Here is a 25,937-nt window from a genome sequence, read left to right on the forward strand (position 1 = left end):
ATGCTCTCGGCGAAGGCGTTGGCCGTGGGGGCGCTGCTGTGGAGCGCCCCCAGCGAAGCGCCCGAGACCGACGCGCCGCTAATGGAGTGGAGCGGGCCCACGCAGTGCCCCGATCGCCAGGCCCTGCTCGACGAGGTCGACTCGCTGCTCGAGATCCCTCTGAGCCCCGACACGACGCAGTACCGCTTTCGCCTCGACATCGAAGCGCGCGGCTCCACCTTCCACGCGCGGCTCCAGCTGCGCTCGCCGAACGGGGACAGCGAGCGCAGCTTGAGCCACGACGACTGCGCGCAGCTGTCCCGGGGCATCGCGCTGGTCATGGCCCTGGCGATCACCGAGGGCCGGGCGGCCGAGCCCCCCGCCGAGGTCGAGGAGGTCGAGCCAGAGCCCGAACCCGAACCCGAACCCGAACCCGAGCCAGAGCCGAGCCCGCCGCCAGAGCCCGCGCCCTCGAGAGCATCGCTCCGCGGCGTCCTGAGCCCCCGAGTCGGCCTTGCGACGGGCGTGCTCCCGGGCGCGGGCGCAGACCTGGACCTCGCCGCGGGGCTGGCGATTGGCTCGGCCCGCGTGACCCTCGGCGGGAGCTACGGCCTGCCCCGCACCCTCGCCGTCGACCCCGAGGCCGACACCGCCGACGCTCGCTTTCAACGCTGGTCCATCGCGGCTCGCGGCGGCTACGGCTGGCGGTGGCGCCGACTCGGCTTGCGCCTCGAAGCCGGCGCCGAGCTCGGGCAGATCCTCGCCGAAGCCCCGCAGCTGCGCGAGGCGGCCCCCGTCCGCGCGCTGTGGGCCGCCGCCCTCGTCGCGCCGACCTTCGTGGTCACCCTGCACCCCGCGGTCCACCTGGACCTGGGCGTCGAGGTGCCCATCGCCCTGCGCCGGCCGGAGTTCACCGTCGACGGGCAGACGCTCGTCTTCCAGCCTCGCGCCGCCGGCGCACGCGCCTTCCTGGGCCTCACCATCGAGCTGGGCGCCAAGATCAAAAAATCTCCCGAGGCGAACATGGAACTCGGGGCGGGCGGCCACGAATGACGGTGATCGAGCTCCTGCAAGCCCGCCGGGTCCGCGCGATCGCGGAGCCGCGTCCAGCCCCAGAGGCCGCGCGGGCCATCGACTTCGACGCGATCTACGAGGCCGAGCACGACTTCGTGTGGCGCTGCGTCCAGCGCCTCGGCGTCCCCGACGACGCCATCGACGACGCCGTCCAGGAGGTCTTCGTCGTCGCCGCGCGCAAGCTCGACAGCTTCGAGCATCGCTCGAGCGTGCGCACCTGGCTGTTCGCCATCGCCCGGCGCGTGGTCAAGGACATCCGCCGCGGACGCGCCCGGGCCTACCGGCGGCGCGAGGCCCTGGCCGCCGAGCACCCCGAGCGCGGACCCGACGGCTACGCCCGCTCGGACGCGGCCCGGCTGCTCCACCGCCTGCTCGAGCAGCTCGACGAGCCCAAGCGCGAGGTCTTCTTGCTGTGCGAGCTCGAAGGCATGACCGGGCCGGAGGTCGCGGAGATCCTCGGGCTCAAGCTGCCGGCCGTCTACGCGCGCCTACGGACCGCTCGCCTGGAGCTCGCGCGCCTGGCTCAGCAGACGAAACACGCGACGGAGGAGGGGACCTGATGCCATCGATCGACGAGCTGATCGCGGCCGAGCGCCGCGGCATGACCCCGCCACCGAGCGCGCGCGCGCGCAACCGAGAGGCGATCGCCGCGGCGCTGGCTCGACCGAGCCCCGCCCACGCGCCGACGCCCGGCCGCGCCAGGCCCTCGTGGAAGCTGTGGCTGCTGCCCGTGCTGTTGCTGAGCGTCGGCGCGCCCTGGGCCTTGCTGCGCCCCGCTTCCGCTCCCCTGCCCATCCCGGACGCGATGGCCGACGCGATGGCGGAGGTTGGCGAGATCGACGCGACGCCCGAGCCCAAACCGGCCGAGCTCGCCGTCGCCACCGCGGCGCCTCAACCTCAACCTCAACCTCCCCTCGCCGCGCCCGAGCAGCCGACCGAGACCGACGAAACGCCGACCGACGCTCGCCCGCCCAAGACGAAAGCCAAGGCCAAGACCAAGGCCAGCGCGCCCGAGACCAGCTTCGACGACGAGCTCGAGCTCCTCGTCACCGCCAAGGCAGCGATCGACGCGGGCGAGCTCGGCAAGGCCCGCAAGGCGCTCCAGCGTCACCGCGCGCGCTACCCCTCGGGGGTGTTCGTCGACGAAGCCAAGGCGATGCGCGTGGTCCTGGCGTGCGTGTCTGAGAAGGCGACGGCCAGCGAGCGCGAGCAGGCCCGGACCCAGTGGCGCGCGCGCCATCCAAACTCGCCCTTCGCGGGACGGGTCGACGAGGCCTGCAAGGCGGAGGGCGAGTGAGCCACGCGCTCCGATCGCTCGCCGTCGCCGTCGCCGTGCTGATGGCGGGGTGCGAAAACAGCCGCTACGACCTCGGCTCCACGCCCATCGCCGACACGGGCGAGGAGTCGAGCACGGGCACGAGCGAAGGCTCCGGCTCGACGGCGGGAGCCTCCGACGAGAACGCCGACGCGGGCGCGACCGAGTCCGAGTCCGCCGCCGAATCGACGTCCGAGTCCGACTCGAGCTCCGAGTCCGACTCGACCGAGTCCACCACCGAATCCGAGACCGACACCGGCGAGCCCACCAACGCCTGCCTGGACTACTTCCCCGAAGGCTGCGGCGGATGCATCAACGCCAGCTGCAGCGACGCCGCGACGAGCTGCGATGCCGTCGAGGGCAACAGCTGCTGCTACGCCTTTTGCGTCTACGCGGACTTTTGGGGCGGCGACCTCGAGCTGTGCCTGATCGAGTGCGGCTTCCCGGGGCCCGTCCCCGCCTGTGACGCCCTCGCAACCTGCACCCAGACCAATTGCTCGACTGACTGCCCCTTCTGAGCGGGTCGGCTCGCCCAGGTGGGGAGTGCGCCCCACCGGGAGGGAGGGCACCATGCCCACCATGGAGTACCGCAACCTCGGACGGAGTGGGCTCGAGGTCTCGACCTTGTGCCTGGGCACGATGACCTTTGGCGAGGCCAACGAGAACTCGTTCATGCACGGCGTGGGCGCGAACGAGCCGACCTCGTTCCGGATCATGGACAAGGCCCTCGACGCGGGCATCAACTTCTTCGACACCGCCGACGTCTACGGCGAGGACGGCCTGACCGAGCGGGTGATCGGCAAGTGGTTCACCGAGCACAAGCGCCGCGACGAGGTCGTGCTCGCGACCAAGTTCCGCTTCCGCATGGGCCCGGGACCCCTGGGCACCGGGGCCTCGCGCCGCCGCATCGTCCGCTGCGTCGAGGACAGCCTGCGCCGGCTGCAGACCGATCGCATCGATCTGTACCAGGTCCACATGCAGGACATCGACACCCCCGAGGAGGAGACCCTGCGCGCCCTCGACGACCTGGTCCGCGCGGGCAAGGTGCTCTACATCGGCGCGAGCAACTACGCGGCCTACCGCCTGACCGAGTCGGTGATGCGCAGCGAGTTCGATCGCCTCGAGCGCTACGTCTCGCTGCAAGCCCAGTACTCCCTGGTGTGCCGGGACATCGAGCGCGAGCTCGTGCCCACCTGTCGCCGCCACGAGCTGGGCATCATCCCGTGGTCGCCCCTGGCGGGCGGCTTCTTGACGGGCAAGTACAGCCAGGGCCAGGGCGCCCCGGCGGGCAGCCGCCTGGACAAGTGGAAGCAGCGCTACGAGGGCTTCGACAAGCCGCGCAACTGGGCCATCCTCGAGGCCCTGCGCGCGGTCGCGGCCGAGCACGACTCGACCTGCGCGCGCGTGGCCCTGGCCTGGCTGCTGCGCAAGGACGCGGTCACCTCGGTGATCTTCGGCGCGCGCACGGAGGCCCAGCTCGACGACAACCTGGCGACCACGGAGCTCGCGCTGAGCGACGCCGACATGGCGCGCCTCGACGAGGCCAGCGCCTTCGAGCTCGGCTACCCCTACGGCTTCATGAAGAACGTCCAGGGGCGCTGGTAGACCTCCAGCGGGCGCTCACTCGGCCAGGAAGTCCAGCTGGCCGAAGCTCCACCCCTGCCCGTCGCGGATCGGCGAAGAGGGCCCGCCGAGGGCGTCGGTGCGCCACAGCTCGAAGCCCTCGCCGCCGCTCGGCTCGGCGAACAGCACGACCTGATCGCCCGCGGGGGTCAGCCCAAAGGGCTGGCTCGAGCGCAGCGCCGTGGGCAGATCCCCGGCCAGCGGGGTCACCGTCGCCGCCGCGGCGTCGAGGCCCTCGCCCAGGTCGATGTGCATGAGCTGGCGGCCGTCGGTGGCCTCGCCGGCGCCCACGAGCAGGATCGTGCGGTCGTCGACGACCTCGAATTCGTTGTCCTCGTCCGCGGTCAGCTCGGCGATGACGACGGGCGCCCCCGGAGCGTCGAACTCCGCGACCTCGAGGCGGTGGGTGTCGCCGTCGACGGCGAGGTAGACCAGGCGCTCGCGGTCCCCGGACAAGGTCGGCTCGAGCAGGCCGCCCGGGGCCTCGGCGACGACCGCCGCCTCGCCGGGCGCGTCGCCCGAGAGGTCGACGGCGACCATGGCGTTCACGAGCTTGTCGGCGCCGCTGGGGTAGAGCAGCGTGTCGGCGCGCCTGAGGTCGCACTTGCCCTCGAGGGGCCGGTCCGCGGGAGAGACCACGATCCGCTCGCCGAAATCGACGCCCTCGAAGGCGATCACCCGGACCTCGTCGTCGTCGATGTCGCACATCCAGCGGCCGTCCTCGCTCAGATCGACGCCGTTGAAGCCCGCGAAGGAGCCGAGGGTCGGCCCGGGCGTCGCAGCTGCGCGCAGATCCGAGAGCGGGATCAGCTGCGTCGCCTGCTCGCTCTCGGCCGTGAAGTCGAAGATGAGCACGAAGAGCTTGTCCCCGAAGACCCGGAAGCCATCGATGGAATCCTCTGTCAGCGGCTCCGCGGGCCCGAGGCTCGGCTCGAGGGGCGCCATCATCAGCGGGCTCGGCGTGTAGAGCTCGTCGCCGGTGCTGAACCACAGCAGCGCGTCTTCGCTCGGCGTGAGCCGGAAGCTCAGCGGGATCGCCGTCGACGCGAGCTGCTCGCCGCCGACGAGCTCCCCGCCCTCGAACTCGGCCATCCAGATCTGCTGGCTGTCCTCGGAGCTGTCGTAGGACGCGGCGAACATGCGCTCGCCCGCGGCGTCGAAGACCCTGCTAGAGATGCGCGGGTTTGCGCCCGCGGGCAGCAGCGGGGCCCACTCCGGGTCCCCGTCAGCGTCGAGGCGCAGCTGCTGGCTGTGGCCCACACCCTCGCCCGTGTTGACGATCAGCGAGCCCCAGGGGGTCCGACCCCGCAGGCTGGACGGCTCGTCGCTCATGCGCAGCTCGAGGCGCACCATGTCGGGCTCGCTGATGTCGAAGGCCCACAGCTCGCGCGCGTCGGTCGCGACGTCCCGGACCCCGACGACGACCCACGCGGCGTCTCCCTCCCGCGGCGGAACTTCGATCTCGTCCCCGCCGCAGGCAGGGGCGAAGACACACAAAAGGGCCAACGAGAGCGTCAGGTGGGGGGCGCGAAGGGGGAGCACGCTGGACAAGTGCCACGAGCTCGCGGATCGATCACCGAGCCGTGAACCGACGACAATCCTACCCTGTGACCGCGACTAGCCCAGGGCCGCCAGGCCGATGTAGGTCGCCATCCCAGCCAGGTAGGAGACCAGCGCGATCCAGCTGATCCGGCGCAGGTACCACATGAAGTCGACCTTCTCCATGCCCATGAGCGCGACCCCGGCCGCGCTGCCGATGATCAGGATGCTCCCGCCCGTCCCCGCGCACAGGGCGATGAGGTCCCAAAAGCGCCCGTCCACCGGGTAGACCTCGACGGGGTACATGCCCATGGTCGCGGCGACGAGGGGGACGTTGTCGATGATCGCCGAGAGCACGCCGATGATGCCGGCGAGGACCGCCGGGCTGTCGGTGGTCGCGTCGAGGCCCTGGGCGAGCAGGGTCAGCAAGCCGGCGCTCTCGAGGGCGCCGATGCCCAGCAAGATCCCGAGGAAAAAGAGCACGCCCGAGACGTCGATCTTGGTAAAGGCGTGGGCGACCTTGACGTGGGCCCGGCCCTCGTCGGCGCGGTGCAGGCGATCGGTGACCAGCCACATGACGCCCAGGCCGAGCAGGATGCCCACGAAGGGCGGGAGGTGGACCACGGTCTTGAGCACGGGCACGGCCACGAAGGCGCCCAGGCCCAGGCTCAGCACCCGGCGCGCGCCGACGTGCACGGGCGGCTGCTCGACCTGGGCCTCGCCGCCGAAGTGGCCCCCCTTCTCGCGCACGCCCAGGAGCACGACGGCGACGATCATCGCGACCAGGCTGGGCACGAACAGCGCCGTCATCACGCCGGTGGTCGTGACCTGCCCGCCGATCCACAGCATGGTCGTGGTCACGTCGCCCATGGGCGTCCACGCCCCGCCCGCGTTGGCCGCGATCACGACCATGGAGCCGAGCAGCAGGCGGTTGTCGCGGTTGGGCAGGATCCGGCGCAGCAGCGAGACCATGACGATCGTCGTGGTCAGGTTGTCGAGCATCGCCGACATGAAGAAGGCGAGCACGGCGAGGATCCACATCACCCGCCACTTCGAGCGCGTGCGGATCTGGTCGGTGACCAGGCGGAAGGCCCCGTGGGAGTCGATGACCTCGACGAGGGTCATGGCCCCGAGCAGGAAGAACACGATCTGGCTGACCTCGGACAGGTGCTCGCTGATCTGGTGGGCGGCCGCGTGGGGGTCGTCGGCGATGCCGGCGAAGTAGAGCAGCCACAGCGTGCCGGCGAGCAGCAAGGCCGCGCCGCCCTTGTTGATGTGCAGGCGGTGCTCGAAGATGATCGCGCCGTAGCCTCCGAGGAACACGGCGATCATCGCGAAGTGGTAGGTCGTGAGTGCGTCCATTGGCTCGTCCCGCGTGGCGCGGCTGCTGTTCGGGCGCGCTTCCTAACGCCCCCAAAAGCGGCGTTCAAGGGCTCACGCGTGAGGCCCCGCAACGCAGACCAAACGGCAACCACAATGGCCACTGCCAATCGCTACCCTTCGGCAATCGCGGCCAAGGTGTGCTCGCGTTGCCAAGCGGCCCAATCCTCCGCGCAGCCTCCCGCCTTCGCTCGGCGAGCGACGCAGACCCGGGTCCTCGCGCCGAGCGCGAGGCGCCCTGGGCTCGCGTGAGCGTGGGCGGCGTGGCCAGGTTCGGAAACTGTTCTAGCCATTGATCTGGCTGCGCGCGCCCCCACGGCCTGGCTCAACACGGGCCGCGTGGCCCCTGAACGGCGCTCCCGGACCTCTGGTAGCCTCCCTCCATGGGGCCGGGAATGGACCGGAGAGGCCGCCGCTTGGGGGCTCCGATGGCCTCCGCCCTCGCCCGCGCCCGCGCGCTCTTGCCCCACACCGTCGGCCTGGGCCTGGCCCTCGCGCTGACCTGGGGCGGCAGCCGGGAGCTCGAGCGCCAGGCCGAAGAGGCGGAGCCCTTCGCGGTGCACGTCGGCGAGGCCGCGGCGGTCCTCGATCGCTCCGCGCCGCCGGCGGGCGGCGGCCCCAGCTGGACCGCCCGGATCACGCCCGCGTCCGAGCTCGAGCGCGTGGCCGTGCGCGTCGACGGGCGGACCCTCGAGCCCGGCGAGTTCGACGGGCGCAAGGCCCGGCGAGACCTCGACGCGGGGACCCTCGGGCTCGGGCTGGAGTCCCTCGAGCCTGGCTGGCACTTCGTCGAGCTCGACCTCGAGCGCCGGGGCGGTCGCCACGAGGGCGCCGTCGCGCCGGTGCTCGTCGGCGACTTCGCCAGGCCGACGCCCTCCCCCGAGGCCCGCTGCGACCTGAAGCTGAGCGCCTCCGAGGCGCTGCTGCGCTCGCTGGTCCAGCCCATGCTCGAGCGCGAGCTCCTGCCCCAGCTGCGCGCCGTCGACCAGCTCGGCCCGGAGACCGAGCTGCGCGAAGCAACCCTCGAGCTGCGCGACGACGCCCTGCGCTTCGAGCTGGAGATCGCCGGCGTCAACACCCTCGCCGTGTCCGGCGTCGTCGCCCTGTTCATCGACGACCAGAGCCGGCTCCAGGCCAAGCTCGTGACCCTGAGCGAGGTCGACTTTCGCGGCAAGCTGCGCAACCAAGCCCGGGGGGCGGGCGCGGGCGGGGGAGCGCTGGTCGCCGGCATCGTCGCGCCGCCCCTGGCCCCCGTCGGCGCGGCCGTGGGCTGGTGGCTCGCCGACGACTTCGTGACCGACAAGGCCCGGGAGCTCGTGCGCGCCGAGGTCGAGGACGGCCTCGAGCAGATCAGCGGCGTGGAGCTGTTGCCCGGGGCCGTCGAGCTGATCCCTGGGCAGCCCCGCTCGCGGGTGCGGCTGGGCTTTTGCGAGCAGACTCGGGTGCGCCACACGGGGGTCGTCGCGGGGCTGTGGATCGAGCCCGACCGCCCCGAGGGCCCGACCCGCGTCCACGACCTCGGCGTCTCCGGCCCCTTCGTGGTCGCCAGCGCGGCCGCGCCAACGCCTGCGGGCGACGACGCCGACCTCCAGCTCGACCTGAGCGTGGACCTGATCAACGCCCTGCTCTACGAGTGGACGGCCACGGGGCTCCTCGCCGAGCAGCTCCACGAGCCCGCGGCCCTCGAGCGCGCCAACGCCGAGCTGTCCGAGTGGACCCCCCTGCGCCTGGCCGGGCTCCGACCCACGCGGCCGCCCGCGCTGAGCCCCCGCATCGATCCCAACGCGGCGCCAAACGAGGCCGACTTCGAGTTTGGCATCGGCGGCCTGGAGCTCGCCCTCGAGGGCATGGACCCCGCGGACATCGAGGCCCGCTGGGGCGCCCTGTCCGTCGCCGTCGGGGGCCGCGTGGGCCTGGCCTGGGACGCCGACGCGGCCGAGCTGAACCTGCGCGCGAGCCTCCAGCACCTGAGCCTGACCTGCGTGCGCGAGGGCCAGAACGAGAGCGGGGCGTCTGGAAAGGACGCGCGCATCGACGGCTGCTTCAGCGAGCTCCTCGACGCCGCCCAGGTCCGCGAGCGCGTCGACGCCCAGCTCCAGCCCGGGTCCGCGGCCCTGCCCAGCGTCGCCCTCGGGGCGCTGCTCAGCGAGGAGCTCGGCCTGGCCCTCGATGCCCTCGAGCTCTCGCGCCCGGACCCCGCGCACCTGCGCGTGAGCGCCCGGGTCCACCTCGAGTGATCGCCGCTCTCCCTTGCTCGGCGCGGCGATCTGAGCCATGAGAATCAACCCCTGCAGGCGCGCGAGTCGGCTGCGGGAACGCGATCATGCGCCGCACACGAGAGCCAGGGAGAGCGTGTAAGCAGCCCCGCACGTGGGCGTTGCTTGCCTTCGGCCTCGGGCTGTTCGCGTGGACGCCGAGGGCCCGCGCCGAGCCGCCCACGCTCAGCCTCGAGTGGCAGGCCCCCGAGACCTGTCCCCAGCGCCCAGCCATGGTCGCAGCCGTGGGCGAGCTGCTCCCCGAGCTCGGTCCGGTGGGCGCGGCCGAGGACGGCGCGAGCATGGCCGTGCACGCCGAGATCGCTCAGTCCGGGTCGGACTGGACCATCGCGCTGCGCATCGAGAGCGACGCGGGGATCGACGCCCGCGCGTTCACGGCCTCGAGCTGCGACGCCCTCGCCGAGGCGGCGGCCCTGATGATCGCCGTGAGCCTCGACCCCGTGGCGACCCGCGCAGGCGTGGCGCCCGTGGCTCGGGACGACGCCGCGCCGCGCGTCATCCTGCGACCCCGCTCGACGACCGCGCCCGAGACGGCCGAGCCTCCGCCCACACCCACGCCACCCGAGCCCGCGCCTGACCCTTCCCCCGTCGAAGGCCCCCGCGAGCCCGAGTTCCCCGTCCGCACGCCCCCCGGGCTCCCCGCCCCGACGGGCCCGAGCCCCCGAACTCTGTCCCTTCGAGACCTCGAAGACGCCGGACCCAGCGGACCGGTGCTCGGCATCCTGGGCGTGCAGGTCGGCGGCGGCCTCGGGCCCATGGGGCTCTCGCAATTCGCCATGGGCTTCGACCTCGGCGCGACGGGCCGGAGCTGGCGGGCCGACCTGCGCGGGACCTACTTCGCGCCGCGGACCGAGGCCGTCTCTGGAACAGACGGCGCGGTCGCCCGCTACGACGCGCTGTTCGCCAGCGTCCGCGGCTGCGGGGTCCCCACGGTCCGCGGCGGGGCCCTGGAGTTCCCCCTGTGCCTCGGCTTCGCCGGCGGCGGTCTGCGGGCCGAGGGCATCGGCCCCACCCCCGGGGCTCGCCGCGCGTGGCTGCCGTGGATGGCCCTGGTCCCGGGCGTGGGGCTGCGCGCCCGCGTCGGGGCCCGGGTGGTCGTCGGCGTCGAGCTCGAGCTGCCCGCGAGCCTCGTGCGCGGGCGCTACTCCCTCGACGACCGCATCGTCCGAGACATCGCCCCCGTGGGCCTCTCGGCCCTGCTCGGCTTCGAGCTGCGCCTCGGCGCCAAAAAAAGTCGCAGGGCCCGTCAAGAACCCGCGGCGAACCGGCCATGAGTTCATCCGTGGGGGCGACCCGCCGAGCGCCCAGGCTGGGCGAGGCCTTCGAGGCCATCTACACCGAGCACTTCCCGTTCGTGTGGCGGACCCTCTTGCACCTCGGCGTGCCCCGGGGCGTCGCCGAAGACGCGGCCCAGGAGGTGTTCATCGTCGTCCACCGTCGCCTCGGGAGCTGGGACCCCGAGGTCTCCCTGCGCAGCTGGCTCTACGGCATCTGCCGGCGGGTGGCCTCGGGGCAGCGCCGCAGCCACCACCGCCACCGACGCAAGCTCGCCGCCCTCCCGCGCCCCGAGGACGCGCCGCCGCCGGACCAGCGCGTCGCCAGCCGCCGCGACCTCGCCCGCCTCCACCGCGCCCTCGAGCGCCTCGACCCCGACACCCGCGAGGCCTTCCTCATGGCCGAGCTCGAGGGCATGAGCTTCCGGGAGATCAGCGAGGCGACCGGGACCAACCCCAACACCATCTACTCCCGGGTCCGCAAGGCCCGAGCGGCGGCCCGGGCTTGCCTGGCGTCCGCCGACGAGGAGAGCACGACATGAGCGGACCCGACGAGCTCGACCGCGCCCTCGCCCAGCTCCGAGCCGAGCGCGAGCCGACCCCGGAGATCCAGGGCCGGGTCTACGCGGGCCTGCTCGCCAGCCTCGGCGACGGGGGGGGCGACGGCGAAGGCAGCGACGGCGAAGGCTGGGACGAGCTGCCCGACGCGCCCGAGCCTGCCCCCAGCGAGGGCCTCGGCGGCGCCGCCTCGGGCAAGGCCGCCGCGCTGCACGTCGTCAAGATCATCGGCGCGACGGCGGCCATGACCGCTGGCGGGCTCTTGGTCCTCGCCCTCGGCGCCCGCGTCTTGCCCAGCTCCGGCCCGCCCTCCGAGCCGCGCGCGTCGACCGAAGCCTCCGCTCGGAGCCAGGCGCCCGAGCGCAGCCCCGAGCCCGCCGCGTCTGCGCCCACTCCCGCGAGCGCCGAACGAGCGGAGCCCAGCCACGGCTCCGAGCGCGCCCCGGCCAAGCGAGCGCGCCCCCGCCTCGAGCGAGCCCCGCCAACGGACACGCAGACTCCGCTCCTGACACCCGACAGCCTCGCCGCCGAGGTGGCCATGCTCGACGCGGCTCGACGCACCCCCGCCGGCCCCCGACGCCTCGCCAAGCTCGACGCCCACGCCCAGCGCTTCCCCGCTGGAGCCCTCGCCGACGAGCGCGACGCGCTGTGGGCCATCACCTCGTGCGAGCTCGGAGAGCTCGACGCGGGCCGAGCTCGGGCCCGCGCGCTGCTCGAGCGCCGGCCCCAGTCGCCCCTGCTCCCGCGGGTCCGTGCCGTCTGCCCCGGACTGCCCAAAGCGCCCGCTCAAAACTAGCAGGATATCGGAGAAGTCATCGCGGCTCCTCGCGCCGTGGATTTTCGTCGAGATCGCGGAGCCAAAACGCCGCTGTGGTGGATCCCACCGCAAGTTTTGGCGACAAAGAGCTCGGCGAAAAGACCAAGCGAGGTGTCGTGAGGACTTCTCCGATGTCCTACCGAGAAAGGCAGCCGCCCACGGGTTCAGCGCCAGCTGAGTCCGTGGACGATGCTTTCGTGGATCATGGGTCCCGGCGCGGCCGGGGTGGGCGACTGCTAGAGCCCCGACTACAGCACGCCTCGTGACCGCCTCCGCGGTGGGCTGCGACGTCGGCACGAAGCCCGTGGGTACGGACGAGGCCGGCGAACACCAGACGGCCGACGAGGGCTCCGTGGACACGGGCCAGACCACGACCACGGGCGGCGAGGACGGGACGCGTGAAGACGCGGGGACACGACCGACGACGAGACGAGCGAGACCACCGAGCCGACTCGGGGCCCACAAAGTTGGCACCTCGATCACAAAGTTCGCGGCGGCCGGGCATCGATACTGGCATGACCACCAAAACGCGACTCAGCTCCGTCGCCGGCTTCGCCCTCGCCTCCCTCGCCTCCCTCGCTCTGCTCGGCTGCGACGTCGGGACGAAGCCGGTGGGCACCGATGAAGCCGGCGACGACGACACCGGCGGCACGGAGACGACGGGCTCCGACGACACCAGCTCGAGCGACACGACGGACGCCACCGACGGCGAAAGCACCGGCACCGACGACGAGCAGGCGAGCGAGGGCCAAGAGGACGACTGGAACACCATGTGCGAGTCCTGGTGCCAGGTCCTCGACACCTGCCTGAGCGAGGACGATCCGGCCTGCCTCGACGATTGCGTCCAGGCCTTCACCGACATCGCCGAGCAATTCCCCAGCTGCCTGTCCGTCAACGAGGACTACTTCACCTGCATCGGCGCCCTCAGCTGCGAAGACTTCGGCGGCGACGAGCCCTGCTTCGAGGAGTACGCCGCCCTCGGCGAGTGCGAGGACCCCGGCTGCGAGACCAGCTTCGGCGGGGCCTTGGGATCGAACGAGTGCGAGTTCTCGACGCAGTGCACCTTCGGGCCGCTCTACGAGGTCGAGTGCGTGGATGGGGGTGACTGTACTTGCCTGGTGAACGGGATGGAGGTGGCGAGCTGCTTCAACCGGGGGCAGGTTTGTAGTGTTGATCCTGGGGGGGATCCGAGCGCGATCAACAGCTGCTGTGGCTGGGATCTGCCCTGAGCTTTCCTCGGGTGTTGATTGTTGGTTGAGTCCTTGGTGGTGGCTCGACCCTGCTGCATGCGTCTAGATTTCGGCGCAACTCGTTCGAGACCCCGGCATTCAACTTGCGAACCCTGAGCAGGCCGCTCGGCGGGAGGGGTCCCTGCGACGAGCATCGAGCCGCCTACAGCCTTGGAAGAGCAGTTCGTCGTGGCTCGGCTCGAGCGCAGGAGTGGGGAGGGCGCCCGCCGAATAGGCCGCGGTGCACCGTCGGAGCCAACCAAGCACCGCAGGCCAACACCCAAAACCCTCCCCAAGCCGACCCCGACCTGTGAACCAAGCTTGGGGTACAACCCCGCCCATGGCCCTCGACCTGTCGTCCATCGCCGCCCTCCACCCGCGCCTCGACGCCGATCGTCAGCTGCTCATCCTCGAGCTCGACCACGGCAAAGCCAACGAGATGGGCACGGAGCAACTCGCAGCCTTCGAGGCCCTGTGCGCGCTCATCGAAGACGAAGACCACGCCCGCGAGCAAGCCATCACCTGCCTGTGCACGACCAGCCGGCGCGTCAGCAAGCGCGGCAAGCCGATCTTCATCGCCGGCGCGAACGTGACCGAGCGCGTCGGCTGGGACGACATCACGGTCAAGGCCCACGTGATCCGCCAGCGCAAGCTGATGCAGCGCCTGCGTCGACTCCCGCTGTTCAACGTCGCCCTCAGCACCGGGGTGACCCTGGGCTGGGGCACGGAGTACATGCTCACCGCCGACTACTCCATCGCCACGGACACGGCGAGCTTCGCCCTCCCGGAGACCGGGCTGGGGATCCTCCCCGGTGCGCGAGGGACCGCCGAGCTCGCGAACCTGGTGGGGCCCGCCCAGGCCCTGCGGCTGGGCTGCACCGGCGAGTCGATCGACGCCGCCGAAGCGCTGCGCATCGGCCTGGTCCAAGAGCAGGTCGCGACCATCGAGCTCGGGCTGACGCGCGTCGAAGCCTTCGCCGAGCAGCTGCGCCGCCGCTCCCCCCTCGCCGTCGCGGCCTTCAAGTCCGCGCTCTTGAGCGGCATCGGCCGCCCCGAGGCCGAGCGGATCGCCCTCGAAGAAGCCGCTTACGAGCGCTGCGTGGACAGCGGGGAAGCGGCGATCGGGCGGTCCAGCTTCGCCGAGATCCGCAAGGGCGAGACGCCTGCGTGGGGTCGCCACCGGCTGCGCTGAAGGGTCGAAACCAAGCGCGTTTTTCACGGCGCGATCGAGCGCTTCCGGCTCGCCGGTCTTTTGGTCACGACCTGACGTTCCTCATGGATCCCCCGCTCCCGGCGCAGGTGGAGGACACCAAGAGCCATGCGCCAATCAGCGCACTGCTCAGCCCTCAATCACGCCTCTTTTTCGGTAATTGCGCGCATGCGTGACTACCGTGTTCATGCGCTCGAAACAGCACACGAGCACGCTCTTTGGATCAGTCAGCGTACTTAGGGACAGCGCGAGCGATCCGCGTTCCTACTGTACGTGTGCACGGCTAGCCTAGAGTTTTGAATGATGTAATAACCGTTATTCGAGGCACTCAAAATGTTCGTTGCCAAAAGTCTCCGTGAGGCGTCAGAGTTGTGCCGACGATGCACGGTGGCTACAGTCCGGCCGCGACCAGCGCATCAACGCGTCGATGACCGAAATCCCGAAAAAAATCGCGGGGCGCTACCAAATTAAGGAGCTCCTCGGGAAAGGGGGCTTCGGCGCGGTCTACCGCGCCGAAGACGAGTTGGAAGATCGCGAGGTCGCGCTCAAGGTCATCCGCTCCGACGCCTCTCTGGACCCGCGGGGAACCCGCTCGCACTCCGTGGGGTCGTCTTCGCGCTCGCGCTTTGGCAAGGGCAGCCGACGCCTCGCGCGGACGAGTCGCAACTTCAGCAACGCCCCGTCGACCAAGAACGACGACGTCACGGAGGCGTTCAAGGACGAGTTCCGGCTGCTCACGCAGCTGCACCACCCCAACCTCGCCGCGGTCTACGAGTTCGGCCGCTGCGACGAGTTCGAGGGCGTCTACTTCACGCAGGAGCTGGTCGAGGGCGTCTACCTGAGCGACTTCCTCGAGGACAAGCCGCGCGAGGTCATCGTCGACGTGTTCGTGCAGCTCGCCCGGGCGCTCGATTACATCCACGCCCTCGGGCTGGTCCACGAGGACATCAAGCCGACCAACGTCCTCGTTACCCAGCGCAAGGGCGCCGCGCAGGCCAAGCTGATCGACTTTGGTCTGGCCCGGGTGCTGCGCGGTGGCGAGGGCGAGAACGAAGAGGAGACGGAGGTCATCCTCGGCACGCCGGGCTTCTCGGCGCCGGAGAAGGTCCGCGGCAAGCAGACCGACAGCCGCTCGGACATCTACTCCCTCGCCGCGACGATGTACGCGGCGATCCGCGGGTCCAAGCCCTTCCCCTCCCGCGACTTCGAAGAGGCCCTGCGCGCCCAGCAAGACTGGCGCCCGGAGCTCGCCGGCGCCCTGCTCAAGCAGTCTGGGCCGGTCGTCGCCGAGCTCATCGGCCGCATGCTGCACGCCGATCCGGAGCGCCGGCCCCAGAGCGCGCGCAGCATCGTGCTCGAGCTCCTGCGTCGCGAGCCCTCGCACATCCGCGAGCGCCAGGACAGCAAGGAAGACCGGGCCGAGTTCGCGCGCGTGCTCGTCGAGCACCTGCCCTTCGCCGACCGGCAAAACTACCTCGACCTGCTGCTGACCCGGGCGACGGACGTGCTCTTGCCCGTGGACTCGGCCGAGACCAGCCGCAGCAGCGGGCGCGCCCGGCTGATCCGCACCCTGGTCATCGAGGCCCCCGAGGGCATGGGCAAGGGCCGGCTGCTCACGGAGCTGCGCCGCGAGATCCAGCTGGGCGGCGGCCTGTTCGTCGAGAGCAGCTGCTGGACCACGGAGCGCACGGCCCTGGGCGCCTTCGGGCCCGTCGTGCTCCAGCTGGCCACGGCCCTCGGCGAGCGCTCGGAGGTCGTCGCCAACTTCAGCGCGCTGGTCAAGGTCGCCCGCGAGCGCTCGACCGAGGGCGCGGTCGTCGGGCAGCTGATGGAGTTCCTGATCCAGGCCTGCCGCGAGCGCCCCTTCGCCCTGCACCTGTCGGAGCTCGCCAAGGGCCAGCCGGAGTTCGGGCGCTTCGAGCAGCTCGCCCGGGCCATCGACATCAACGAGGCGCCGCTGTTGCTGTGCGCCACGACCACGCCGCACACCAAGCTCGCCCCCCTGCTGACCAGCCTCAAGCGCGACCAGCTGGCCGAGACCTGGAACCTGCGCCCGTTCACGCGCCGCGAGATGTTCACGATCTTGCGCGGCGTGCTCGGGGACACCCCGGCCATCTCCGAGCTGGTCAAGGCCCTCGACAACCTCACCGGCGGCCACCCGCTGAGCTTCCGCGAGACCCTGCGCGTGCTCATCGAGGAGGGCATCCTGGTCCGCGACGCGGACAACTGGGCCTACCGCTCGAATTCTCCGGCCGCGCAGAACCTCCACCAGACCCTCGCCCAGCGCAGCGAGTCCCGCCTCGACTCCCAGGGGGTCAGCGCGTGGGAGGTCGCCAGCATCCTCTTCCTCGTCGAGGCGCCCATCGACGAGGAGCAGCTCGCCCAGCTCAGCGACCTGCGACGCAGCCGCTTCCGCAAGGCCCTCGATCGCCTCGAGGGTGAGGGCCTGATCATCCGCTCGGCGACGGGCATGTCGAGCCAGGTCACCCTCGCCCACGAGTCCGTGCGCGAGGCCGTGCGCGGCCGCTACGCCGACTCCCTCGACGAGACCCGCCTCGACCTCGCGGCGCGCATCGACGAGCTCGACGTCATCGACAGCAACTTCGTGTTCCTGAAGGTGCGCCTGCTCGACGACGCGGCCGAGGGCCTCGAGGCCGTCGACGCCCTCGAGGAGGCCGCCGCCGGCCTGTTCGCCGTGGGCCAGGCCCAGCTCGGCGCCGAGGTGCTCGAGCGGCTGATCACCCGGCTGCGCCTGCACGGGGGCACGGCCGCGATCCCGCGCCTGCTCGAGGCCAAGCTGCTGCTGCTCAACCAGGGCGCCGGCGCGCTCTCGGACCCGCGCAAGGAGTCGGCGCACTACGAGGCCGGCATCCTGCTCGCCGAGCTGATGCGCGACTTCCGGGCCCAGTCGCTGTTTTGGCTCGGCCTCGCCGACCGCAACACCGCCGAGTACGTCGACGACCAGGAGCTGACCCTCTACCGCCTCGAGCGCGCCGCCCAGGCCGCCCAAAAGGCCCGCGACCGCGTGCTCGAACTGCGCATCGCCAACCGCCGCGCCGAGGTCCTGCTCCAGGCCGGCGAGATCGAGGACGCCGGCTCGCACTCGCGCAAGGCCATGGAGATCCTCGATCTCCCCGACGCCAACGACGTCGACGTCTGCCACATCATCGGCGTGCGCCTGCGCTGCCTGTCGCTCTCGGGCCAGCTCGGCGAGGCCCGGCGCCTGCACGAGATGGGCAAGCCCATCGCCGCGCGCGTGCCCGTGGTCCAGAGCCAGAGCTACCTGTCGGGCATCGCCTTCCTGGCCGTGCTCGGCGGCGACCCCGAGCGGGCCATCCCCGAGACCGAGCGCGCCATCGAGGGCCTGCGCGCGGCCAGGGTGTCCCGCCTGCTGCACACGCCGCTGCACAACCTCGGCGACCTCTACCTGCGCAACGGCCAGCTCGAGCAGGCCGCCGAGACCTTCCGCGAGGCCATGAGCATCGCCTCGCTGTTCGGCCTCGACCAGGCCGTGCTGCTCAACCGCGGCTTCCTCGGCTACACCCTCGCCCGCCTCGGCCGCGTGGAAGAGGGCGCCGAGCTCATCGCCGCCTCGCGCAAGGCCATGCAGGCGGCGAGCGGCGATCAGGTCACGCTCCAGCAGCTGCGCCTGCTCGACGCCGAGGTCGCGCACATGACCGGGCACACCCCGAGGGCGCGGCGCGAGCTCGAAGAGATGCTCGCCGACTTCCACTCGACCAACGAGATCTCCTTCGTCCACTGGGCCCAGGACGCGCTCGCGCGCATCGAGCGGGACATCAACCCCACCTTCATCGAGGCCAGCTCTCTGGGTGTGGTGGACAGCGCGCCCGACGAAGACACGGTCCGCACCCGGCCGATCGGCTGAGTGAATATTTCTGGGCCGCCCTTTCGGGTGGCTCGCACATGTGTGCTCGCGCGTGGAGGCCCCGTCGAGCGCGCTCGACCCAACCCTGCAACTGGACCACAGCGGGTGCCAGCCCGCGCTCACGGGCGTTTGCACGAGCGTTACGCCGCGAGCGGGTGGCGGCACATGCAATCTCTAGCGTCGGATAGTATGTAAGGCTCGTGAGCGAGGCTGCACAACAAGCTGGAGAGCTCGAGTCCCTGATCGGCACGACGCTGGCGGGGAGCTATCGGGTCGACAGCCTGTTGGGCGTCGGGGGCATGGGCGCGGTCTTCCAGGCCCACCACCTCCTGCTCAAGCGTGACGTGGCGGTCAAGGTGCTCCACCCGGAGCTGCTGTCCAACGAGGACATGTCCAAGCGCTTCGATCGCGAGGCCCAGAGCGCCGCCCGCCTCGACCACCCCAACATCATCCCGGTGACCGAGTTCGGCTCGACCGACGACGGGATGAAGTACATGGTCATGCAGCTGCTCTCGGGCCAGGAGCTCGGCGACCTGCTGACCGGCCCCCTCGACCCCCTGCGGGCCATCGAGCTCGAGGTGCAGATCCTCCGGGGCCTCGAGCACGCCCACGCCAACGGCGTGATCCACCGGGACCTCAAGCCCGAGAACGTGTTCGTGACCCAGGACCACGAGGGCGCCGAGACCCTCAAGCTCGTCGACTTTGGCATCGCCAAGATCGTCGACGAGGACGTGGACGACGAGACCGTCCAGCCGCTGACCCGCATGGGCCTGGTGTTCGGCACGCCCCACTACATGAGCCCCGAGCAGGCCACCGGCTCGGAGATCGACCAGCGCACCGACGTCTACTCCGCGGGCGTGATGCTCTACCAGATGCTCGCCGGCGAGGTCCCCTTCGACCACGAGGACCCGGTCTCGCTGATCCGCATGCAGGTCAGCCTCGACCCGCCGCCCCTGCCCGCGAGCGTGCCCGAGACCCTAGCGCAGGTCGTGTCGACCATGATGGCCAAGGGCCGGGACCAGCGCTACCCGAACGCCCGCGCTGCCCGCAAGGCCCTCCAGGCCGTCCACTCCCAGCTCGCCGCCGAGGCCGGCGTGCCCGTGGCCTTCAACCCCGAGGACACCGGCATCGTCGACCCGCGCGACATCTACGGACCCGGCGGCGTGCCCAGCGACTCCCACCCCCGGGCGGGCACCTCCCCCGGCGCGGCGACGGTCCCGGTGATGACCGCCGCGAGCCCGGGCCCCGCTCCCGAGGCCAGCTTCGTCGACAAGGTCGTCGCCCAGGCCAAGGAGCTCTACGCCATCGCCGAGCCCCGAGTGCTCGAGTTCATCGAGATGGTCAAGGAGAACCCGCGCAAGTGGGGCCCGATCCTCGGCGGCGGGGCGCTCGGCTTCATCTTGCTGATCGTGCTCATCGGCTCCCTCGGCGGCGACGACGACGAGCTCAGCGAGGCGGACACCGGCGCGGCCGTGGCCACCAAGACCGACGAGCCCAAGGCGGGCACCGGGGAGGCCAAGCACCAGGTCGACGAGGACACCCTCATCGCCATCGACCAGGCGCTCACGGGCGGCGACTCCGAGGCCGCCCTCGAGCTCATCCGCCCGGCCCTCGACGAGAACCCCGAGAACACCCAGCTGCTGTGGCGCGAGGGCAAGGCCCGGGCGATGAAGCGCTCGACGAGCAGCAAGGTCACCGCCCTCGAGCGCTACGCCGCCGCCCTCGAGGGCGACCCCAAGCTCATCGAGGACCCCAACTTCTACGGCGAGCTCTACGACCTGCTGCGCAACTCCAAGCTCCAGGAGCAGGCCATCGACCTGGCCGTGCAAAAGCTCGGCGAGAGCGGCCACACCTTCCTGCTCGAGCTGGTCAACGTCGACAACCCCAAGAAGGTGCTCGGCTGGGTCGACCGCCACCGCGTGCTCAACGAGCTCGAGTCCAGCGAGGACAGCTTCAAGCGCGTCGATCGTCGCCTGAACCTCGCCCGCGACCTCTACCAGGCCAAGGACGCGCCCCAGCCCTGCGTCGCCTTCGCGGACACCCTCGACGCCGTCGGCAAGGCCAAGGACATGTACTTCGTCGAGCACATCTTCAACGCCAAGCTCGAGCCCCCGAGCACCGAAGACAGCGAGAACGCGGACGCGGCCACCTGTCAGGACCTCGGGACCAAGCTCGAGATCGTGCGCGCGGCCTACCGCGTCGCGTTCGCCGAAGAGACGGCGAAGTACACGACCACCAAGAAGAAAAAGAAGCGGTGAACGAGCCGCTCCCGCTGATCCTCGCCAGCACCTCGCGCTGGCGGGCCGAGCTCCTCGCCCGCCTGGATCTGCCCTTCGGTCAGTGCGCCCCGCCCTACGACGAGCGCGCCGAGGACCACCACTTCGAGGCCGACGGACCCGAGGCCTTCGCCCTGCGCCTGGCCCGGGGCAAGGCCGTGGCCAGCGCCGCGGTCGTCGAGGGCGAGGCCTGGGTGCTCGCGGCCGATCAGCTCGCCGTGCTGCGCGAGCGCGGGCGCGACGTGGTCCTGCACAAGCCGGGGACCGTCGAGGCGGCCGCGGATCAGCTCATGCGCCTCGCCGGCCGCGAGCACCGGCTGATCACCGCCGTGGTCCTCCACCACCTGCGCGGGCCCCAGAGCCAAGCCCAGCGCCACGCCATCGACGAGCAGCGCCTGACCATGCGGGCCTTCGGCCACGCGGAGGCCCAGGCCTACGCCGAGCGCTACCGGCCCGTCGACAGCTGCGGCGCCTACCACATCGAGGACGCCGGCATCCGCTTGTTCGAGCGCATCGAGGGCGGCGACTTCACGAGCATCATGGGCCTGCCCCTGCTCGCCGTGTGCCGGCTGCTGCGCGGCGCGGGGCTACTGCCCGGCGACGTCGGCGAGCCCCAGTAGCTCCATCAGCGGCCGCTCGCCCGCGCCGAGCATCAGCTGACCCGTGAAGGTCTCGCGCGGGAGCTTCACGTCCATGTCCGAGCGCTGCACGTCCGCGACGCGCAGCTGCGCCCCGACCACGCTGATCCGCGCCGAGTAGCGGCGGGACCAGGGCACGCCCGAGTGGTCGAAGGGCTCGTCGAGCTCGGCCTCGATCTCCTCGTGGAGGATCTCCCGGCTCGCCTCGACGCTGCGCAGGATCGGCCGGGTGCACGCCGCCCGCCGGGCCCCCTCGCGCTCCCGGGCGCACAGCACCAGGCGCTCGTCCGCGTGGCTCTGTGTCTCGTTGAGGCCGATGTCGTGGTCGTGGCGCGACTTGGCCAGGTCGAGGACCAGCACCCAGCCCAGCTTTGGACCCGCGGGCACCGTCCGCGTCGGGCGGACCTCGACGTCCTCGTAGATCCCGAAGGCGCCGGGGTTGTAGGCGTAGGCCACGGCCGCGAACACGGTCCAGCCCCCGGCCGTCTGGACGACGGGGTGCTCGAAGGCCTCGTGGAACAGATCCCGGGCCTCGAAGTGGATCAGCCCCCAGCTCGAGTCCTCGGGGCCGGGCGTGGCGTGCAGGGTCGGGGCGCAGGTGCAGGCCGCCCCCTCGTCGACGTCGGCGTCGACGCCCGCGGTCGTCGAGCAGTTGCTCGAGCCCGCGAGGGTGGCGCACACGGCGTCGAGGTCGGGGAGGTCGCGGGCGAGGACGGCGAGGCCCCCGTGCAGCGCCCGCTCGAGCTCGGCGTCGGCCAGGGCCGCGACCTCGACCGCGACGCCACCAGACGGCGCGCCGGCAGTCTCAGCAGTCCCAGTGGTCTCGGAGCCCTCCGCTGCCGGGCCCGCCTCGAGCCCCGCCAGGCGCTCACGGACGATGGCGTTGTCGCGAAACTGGAGCGAGCGGCGGTAGCGGGCCTTCGCCGTCTCGGGGAAGCCCTCGGCCTCGTCGATGCGCCCGAGGTTGTAGAGCAGCATGCCGCGCTGGTCGTCCGTGGGCGCGTGGGCCAGGCCCGCCAGGGTCGTGCGCCGGGCGAGGGCGAGCTCGCCGGCCCGAAAGGCCGCCCAGCCGAGCTCGCCGAGGGTCGCCACGTGGCCAGGATCGATCTCGAGGGCCGCCTCGAGGTGCGCCATGGCCCCGGCGTAGTCCTTGGCCCGCGCCTTCGCCCGGCCCGCCTCCAGCTCGACGGCCAGGCGCCGGCGGACCTCCTTCGCGGCCTCGGCATCGGGCTTGGCCGCGGCCTGCTTGGTGGGTTCCGCCTCGCTGCCCAGCTCGTGGACCGCCGCGCCTGCGCCCTCCGCGGGATCCGCCTCCTCCGCCTCTTCCGCCTCCCCCGCTGAGGGGGTCGGCCCGGGCTCGGCCGCCGCCTTGGCCTCCAACTCGGCCGGCGTTTCGGCCGAAGGCGCCTCGGCGTCGGGCTTGCAGCCACCCCCAGCGGCCGTGAGCGCCACCGTGAGCGCGCCTGCGAGAAAGATCGGCTGGGACAGCCTCCCCAGCCAGGCCGGGCCTCGGAGTCGCACGGAGGACGAAGCGTGGGGCATGGGCGAACTGTACTCCACGGCCCGCCCCCCTCGGTGGCCAAGCGCCGCCTCGCAACCGCCTTGCAATGGTTCCCCTCGGTGGCCGATACCAGAGCGATGGCCGAGCCCGACCCCGACGCGGCCCCCCCCTGGCCCGACGAGTCCGACGGACTCGCTCGGCTCGGCGGCGAGGCGTCGCCCTTCCTCGGCGACGAGCCCCTGCCCCGCGCCCCCGCGAGCGTCTGCGCGGGCCCCCTGATCGCGCCCAAAGCCGACGGCAGCCTCGACCTCGACGCCGCCCTGGCCACCTTCGGCCACGAGTCCTTCCGCCCCGGCCAGCGCGAGGCCGTCGAGACCCTGCTCTCGGCCAACAGCCTGCTGCTCGTCGCCCCCACAGGCGGCGGCAAGAGCCTGACCTACCAGCTCCCCGCGATCTTGCTGCCCGGCACCACCTTGGTCATCTCGCCGCTCATCGCGTTGATGCACGACCAGGTCCAGAGCCTGCACCGCTGCGGCATCCCGGCCACCTTCCTCGCCTCCACCCTCGACGGCGACGAGCTCCGCTCGCGCATGCGCGGCATGGGCCAGGGCGCCTACAAGCTCGTCTACGTCGCCCCCGAGCGCCTGACCTTCGGGGGCTTTCGCGGCCTGCTCCAGCGCATGCGCATCCCCCTGGTCGCCATCGACGAGGCCCACTGCATCTCCGAGTGGGGCCACGACTTTCGCCCGGAGTACATGCAGATCGGCGAGTTCCTCGGGGCCCAGCTGCGCCACGCCCCCGACACCCGCGTGCTCGCGTGCACGGCCACCGCCACCCCCGTCGTCCGCGACGAGATCATGGCCAAGCTCGCGCTGGGCCCCAAGACCAAGCAGATCGTCCGCGGCTTCGCCCGCCCCAACCTGCGCCTGTCCGCCGCCGAGGCCGGGGGCACCCGGGACCGTCAGCGCCGCGTCGACGCCATGCTCAGCCAGGCCCTCGGCGCCCCGACCAAGCGCCCCGAGCCCGACGGCGGCTCCGCCATCCTCTACTGCCCCACGCGCAAGCTGACCGAGCAAGAGGCCGAGCGCCTCAGCGAGGCCGGCTGGGCCTGCGCGGCCTACCACGCCGGCCTGTCCCCCGAGCAGCGCCGCACCGTGCTGCGGGCCTTCTCCACCGGCGCCCTCCAGGTCGTCGCCGCGACCAACGCCTTCGGCATGGGCATCGACCGCGGAGACGTCCGCGCCGTCGTCCACTGGGGCCCGCCCGGCTCCATCGAGGCCTACTACCAGGAGGTCGGCCGCGCCGGCCGGGACGGCGAGCCCGCCTGGGGCCTCATGCTCCACTCCGGCCAGGACCTGCCCCTGCGCCGCCGCCTGCTCGAGCTCGACATCGACGGCCGCCAGCCCGACCCCCAGGTCGTCGAGCACAAGTGGTCCATGTTCCTCGAGCTGATCCGCTGGGCCGAGGGCGGGAGCTGCCGCCACGACGCGATCCTCCGCTACTTCGGCGACGAGGACGAGCTGCTCCAGGGCTGCGGGCACTGCGACGTGTGCGAGTCCCTGGCCGAGGGCGGCGGCGAGAGCGAGTTCGACGAAGACGAGACCACGCTGATCATCCGCAAGGCCCTGTCCGGCGTCGCGCGGATCCACCGACGCTACGGCCTGTCCGCCGCCGTCAACCTCGTCGCCGGCGTCGACGATCCCCGCTTGCAGCGCTCGGGCCTCGACAAGGTCAAGACCTTCGGCGTCCTCGCCGAGCACGACGCCCGCTGGCTCAAGAAGGTCCTCCAGCGCTGCGTCGCCGCCGGCTGGGTCGAGTACACCCCCGGCGATCGCCCCGTCGTCTTGCTCTCCGACAACGGCAAGGCCGTCATGCACGCCAAGCAGCCCGCGCGCATCGTCCTGCCCTCGACGGAGCTGAAAGAAAAGCGCTCGCGCTCTAGCTCTGGGCGCAAGACCAGCGGCGAACGGACCGTCCTCGAGCTCGACGCCGCCGCCCAGGACCTGTTCGAAGCCCTGCGCAGCCACCGACTCGAGATCGCCCGCGACCTCGCCGTCCCCCCCTACGTCGTCGCCAGCGACCGCACCCTCCGCGAGATCGCCCTGCTCAAGCCGCGGACCCTCATCGAGCTCCAGCAAGCCCACGGCATCGGCCCCAGCAAGTCCGAAAAATACGGCGAGGGCCTGCTCGCCGTCGTCCGCGAAAACGCCTGAGAGCTGTTTTGCCCCCACAGCCGCCTCGGACCGGCGGCGCTTCGTCGCTCCGCTCCTCCGCTTTGGCTTGGTGGGCAATGGCGTTCGTGCCGTGGACAAGGCTCGTGGCCGCCCCCGCAAGCGGGGGCGTGGATTCGTTGACAGTCGTGGGCGTGGGACAGGGAAGACGTGGCGTCATCCACGACAGCTAAAATGGACAGGGGGCTGTGAATTTCACAGTCCCTGAGCCCGCAGCCATTGCCGACCCTCGCCGTCCCCACCGACGTGAGGCCGAGGCAAGATCGCGATCCGCTCATGGCCCGCGTCGATCGCATCTGTCTGCTCCTCGGCCTCGCCCTCTCGACCCTCGCCGGGCTGTGGCACTTCGCCATCCCCTACCAGTACCGCTGGCACGACCACCTCACCCACGTCCCCCGGCCCATCACCGTCTCCGTCGACTGGATCAACTTCTTCTTCTCCCTCCTCCTCGCCGGCCTCTCCCTCCTGGTAATCCGCCACCGAGATCGACTCGAGCACGACCAAGTCGCCCGCGAGCTCCTCGCCCTCCTGGTCCTCACCTGGACCGCCCGCGTCGTCCTGACCGTCGCCCACCCCTGGGCCTACGACCTCATGTTCGCCGCCCAGCTCTCGAGCTTCCTCATCGTCTGGGCCCTCCTCGCCCTCCCCTTCCTCCGCCTCTACCGTCGCACCCCAACACCAACTCGCTGAACACCAGCCTCCGTCATCCCGATAGCGACGGACAACGCCTCCAGCCACAGACACAACAGACCTCCCCACGTCCGAGACGGAGAAGGCCCCCGCCAAGGCTGGCGCGAACCAGACGGGGAGACCCCCTCAGCCGCGAGTTCCGCAGCCGGCCAACAACCTACCTCCAAGCACCCCAACCCCCACCGGCGAGGACCTGTCTGAGCGGTGAGGGGGGTCTCCCCGTCTCGCGCCTGTACCGGCGAGCACCCGACACCGTCTAAGTCCAGAACACCAAACCCGGCCTCCTCCCCACGTCCGAGACGGAGAACACCCCCGCCAAGGCTGGCGCGAACCAGACGGGGAGACCCCCTCAGCCGCGAGTTCCGCAGCCGGTCAACAACCTACCTCCAAGCACCCCAACCCCCACCGGCGAGGACCTGTCTGAGCGGTGAGGGGGTCTCC

Annotated in this window: 19 protein-coding genes; 16 read left to right on the forward strand and 3 right to left on the reverse strand. The window is 71.6% G+C overall.

From position 1 onward, the window contains the following. The 5 genes from PPSIR1_RS49070 to PPSIR1_RS03870 all read left to right on the forward strand — a co-directional run bounded on the left by PPSIR1_RS49070 (nt 1) and on the right by PPSIR1_RS03870 (nt 3,973). Nucleotides 1-1,032, forward strand: coding sequence for a hypothetical protein (locus PPSIR1_RS49070; protein WP_006969674.1), 1,032 nt, complete (start codon nt 1-3; stop codon nt 1,030-1,032). Further along, the gene (locus PPSIR1_RS03855; protein WP_006969675.1) at nt 1,029-1,613 is read left to right on the forward strand and encodes an RNA polymerase sigma factor; all 585 of its coding nucleotides are present in this window, start codon (nt 1,029-1,031) and stop codon (nt 1,611-1,613) included. The genes PPSIR1_RS49070 and PPSIR1_RS03855 overlap by 4 nt, the downstream gene beginning before the upstream one ends. Further along, nucleotides 1,613-2,350: a hypothetical protein gene (locus tag PPSIR1_RS03860; protein WP_006969676.1), complete on the forward strand. Its 738-nt coding sequence runs from the start codon at nt 1,613-1,615 to the stop codon at nt 2,348-2,350. Before PPSIR1_RS03855 ends, PPSIR1_RS03860 begins: the two co-directional genes overlap by 1 nt. Further along, a complete protein-coding gene (locus PPSIR1_RS03865; protein ID WP_006969677.1) occupies nt 2,347-2,886 on the forward strand; it encodes a hypothetical protein in 540 nt (179 codons plus the stop codon). Before PPSIR1_RS03860 ends, PPSIR1_RS03865 begins: the two co-directional genes overlap by 4 nt. Nucleotides 2,887-2,947: 61 nt before the next feature. Next, nucleotides 2,948-3,973 (forward strand): aldo/keto reductase, encoded by a 1,026-nt coding sequence (locus PPSIR1_RS03870; RefSeq protein WP_045115348.1) that lies wholly within the window; start codon nt 2,948-2,950, stop codon nt 3,971-3,973. A 15-nt stretch (nt 3,974-3,988) separates the two neighbouring features. Here PPSIR1_RS03870 and PPSIR1_RS03875 read toward each other — a convergent pair whose 3' ends face one another. Both PPSIR1_RS03875 and nhaD read right to left on the reverse strand, forming a co-directional pair. After that, nucleotides 3,989-5,533 (reverse strand): hypothetical protein, encoded by a 1,545-nt coding sequence (locus PPSIR1_RS03875; protein WP_157595169.1) that lies wholly within the window; start codon nt 5,531-5,533, stop codon nt 3,989-3,991. 75 nt (nt 5,534-5,608) lie between these two features. Then, nucleotides 5,609-6,892 carry a sodium:proton antiporter NhaD gene (gene nhaD / locus PPSIR1_RS03880; protein WP_006969680.1) on the reverse strand — a complete coding sequence of 428 codons (1,284 nt, stop codon included), beginning with the start codon at nt 6,890-6,892 and terminating at the stop codon, nt 5,609-5,611. A 446-nt stretch (nt 6,893-7,338) separates the two neighbouring features. On the opposite strand from nhaD, the gene PPSIR1_RS03885 reads away from it, so the two are divergent. The 9 genes from PPSIR1_RS03885 to PPSIR1_RS47335 all read left to right on the forward strand — a co-directional run bounded on the left by PPSIR1_RS03885 (nt 7,339) and on the right by PPSIR1_RS47335 (nt 21,056). Continuing rightward, nucleotides 7,339-9,147 carry a hypothetical protein gene (locus PPSIR1_RS03885; protein ID WP_006969681.1) on the forward strand — a complete coding sequence of 603 codons (1,809 nt, stop codon included), beginning with the start codon at nt 7,339-7,341 and terminating at the stop codon, nt 9,145-9,147. 140 nt (nt 9,148-9,287) lie between these two features. After that, nucleotides 9,288-10,460 (forward strand): hypothetical protein, encoded by a 1,173-nt coding sequence (locus PPSIR1_RS03890; RefSeq protein ID WP_006969682.1) that lies wholly within the window; start codon nt 9,288-9,290, stop codon nt 10,458-10,460. Continuing rightward, nucleotides 10,457-11,002, forward strand: coding sequence for an RNA polymerase sigma factor (locus PPSIR1_RS03895; protein ID WP_045115334.1), 546 nt, complete (start codon nt 10,457-10,459; stop codon nt 11,000-11,002). The genes PPSIR1_RS03890 and PPSIR1_RS03895 overlap by 4 nt, the downstream gene beginning before the upstream one ends. Then, nucleotides 10,999-11,814, forward strand: coding sequence for a hypothetical protein (locus tag PPSIR1_RS41745; protein ID WP_006969684.1), 816 nt, complete (start codon nt 10,999-11,001; stop codon nt 11,812-11,814). The genes PPSIR1_RS03895 and PPSIR1_RS41745 overlap by 4 nt, the downstream gene beginning before the upstream one ends. Before the next feature lie 536 nt (nt 11,815-12,350). Continuing rightward, entirely contained in the window at nt 12,351-13,064 is a 714-nt protein-coding gene (locus tag PPSIR1_RS03905) for a hypothetical protein (RefSeq protein WP_006969685.1), read from the forward strand. Between the two features lie 340 nt (nt 13,065-13,404). After that, entirely contained in the window at nt 13,405-14,256 is an 852-nt protein-coding gene (locus PPSIR1_RS41750) for an enoyl-CoA hydratase/isomerase family protein (protein WP_006969686.1), read from the forward strand. A gap of 445 nt (nt 14,257-14,701) precedes the next feature. Further along, on the forward strand, nt 14,702-18,160 hold the full coding sequence (locus tag PPSIR1_RS03915) for a serine/threonine-protein kinase (protein ID WP_006969687.1): 3,459 nt from the start codon (nt 14,702-14,704) through the stop codon (nt 18,158-18,160). A gap of 200 nt (nt 18,161-18,360) precedes the next feature. Then, a complete protein-coding gene (locus PPSIR1_RS41755) occupies nt 18,361-20,418 on the forward strand; it encodes a serine/threonine protein kinase (RefSeq protein WP_006969688.1) in 2,058 nt (685 codons plus the stop codon). Further along, entirely contained in the window at nt 20,415-21,056 is a 642-nt protein-coding gene (locus PPSIR1_RS47335; protein ID WP_006969689.1) for a Maf family protein, read from the forward strand. Before PPSIR1_RS41755 ends, PPSIR1_RS47335 begins: the two co-directional genes overlap by 4 nt. On the opposite strand, the gene PPSIR1_RS03930 is transcribed toward PPSIR1_RS47335, so the two are convergent. Beyond that, a complete protein-coding gene (locus PPSIR1_RS03930; RefSeq protein ID WP_157595170.1) occupies nt 21,024-22,616 on the reverse strand; it encodes a tetratricopeptide repeat protein in 1,593 nt (530 codons plus the stop codon). The genes PPSIR1_RS47335 and PPSIR1_RS03930 overlap by 33 nt on opposite strands. Nucleotides 22,617-22,712: 96 nt before the next feature. On the opposite strand from PPSIR1_RS03930, the gene PPSIR1_RS03935 reads away from it, so the two are divergent. Further along, nucleotides 22,713-24,788, forward strand: a complete 2,076-nt coding sequence (locus PPSIR1_RS03935) for a RecQ family ATP-dependent DNA helicase (RefSeq protein WP_006969691.1) — start codon at nt 22,713-22,715, stop codon at nt 24,786-24,788. 294 nt (nt 24,789-25,082) lie between these two features. Further along, on the forward strand, nt 25,083-25,496 hold the full coding sequence (locus tag PPSIR1_RS03940) for a hypothetical protein (RefSeq protein WP_006969692.1): 414 nt from the start codon (nt 25,083-25,085) through the stop codon (nt 25,494-25,496). The last annotated feature ends 441 nt before the right edge of the window (nt 25,497-25,937 follow it).

Source organism: Plesiocystis pacifica SIR-1 (assembly GCF_000170895.1).
In the GTDB taxonomy this organism is placed as follows: Bacteria; Myxococcota_A; Polyangia; order Nannocystales; family Nannocystaceae; genus Plesiocystis; species Plesiocystis pacifica.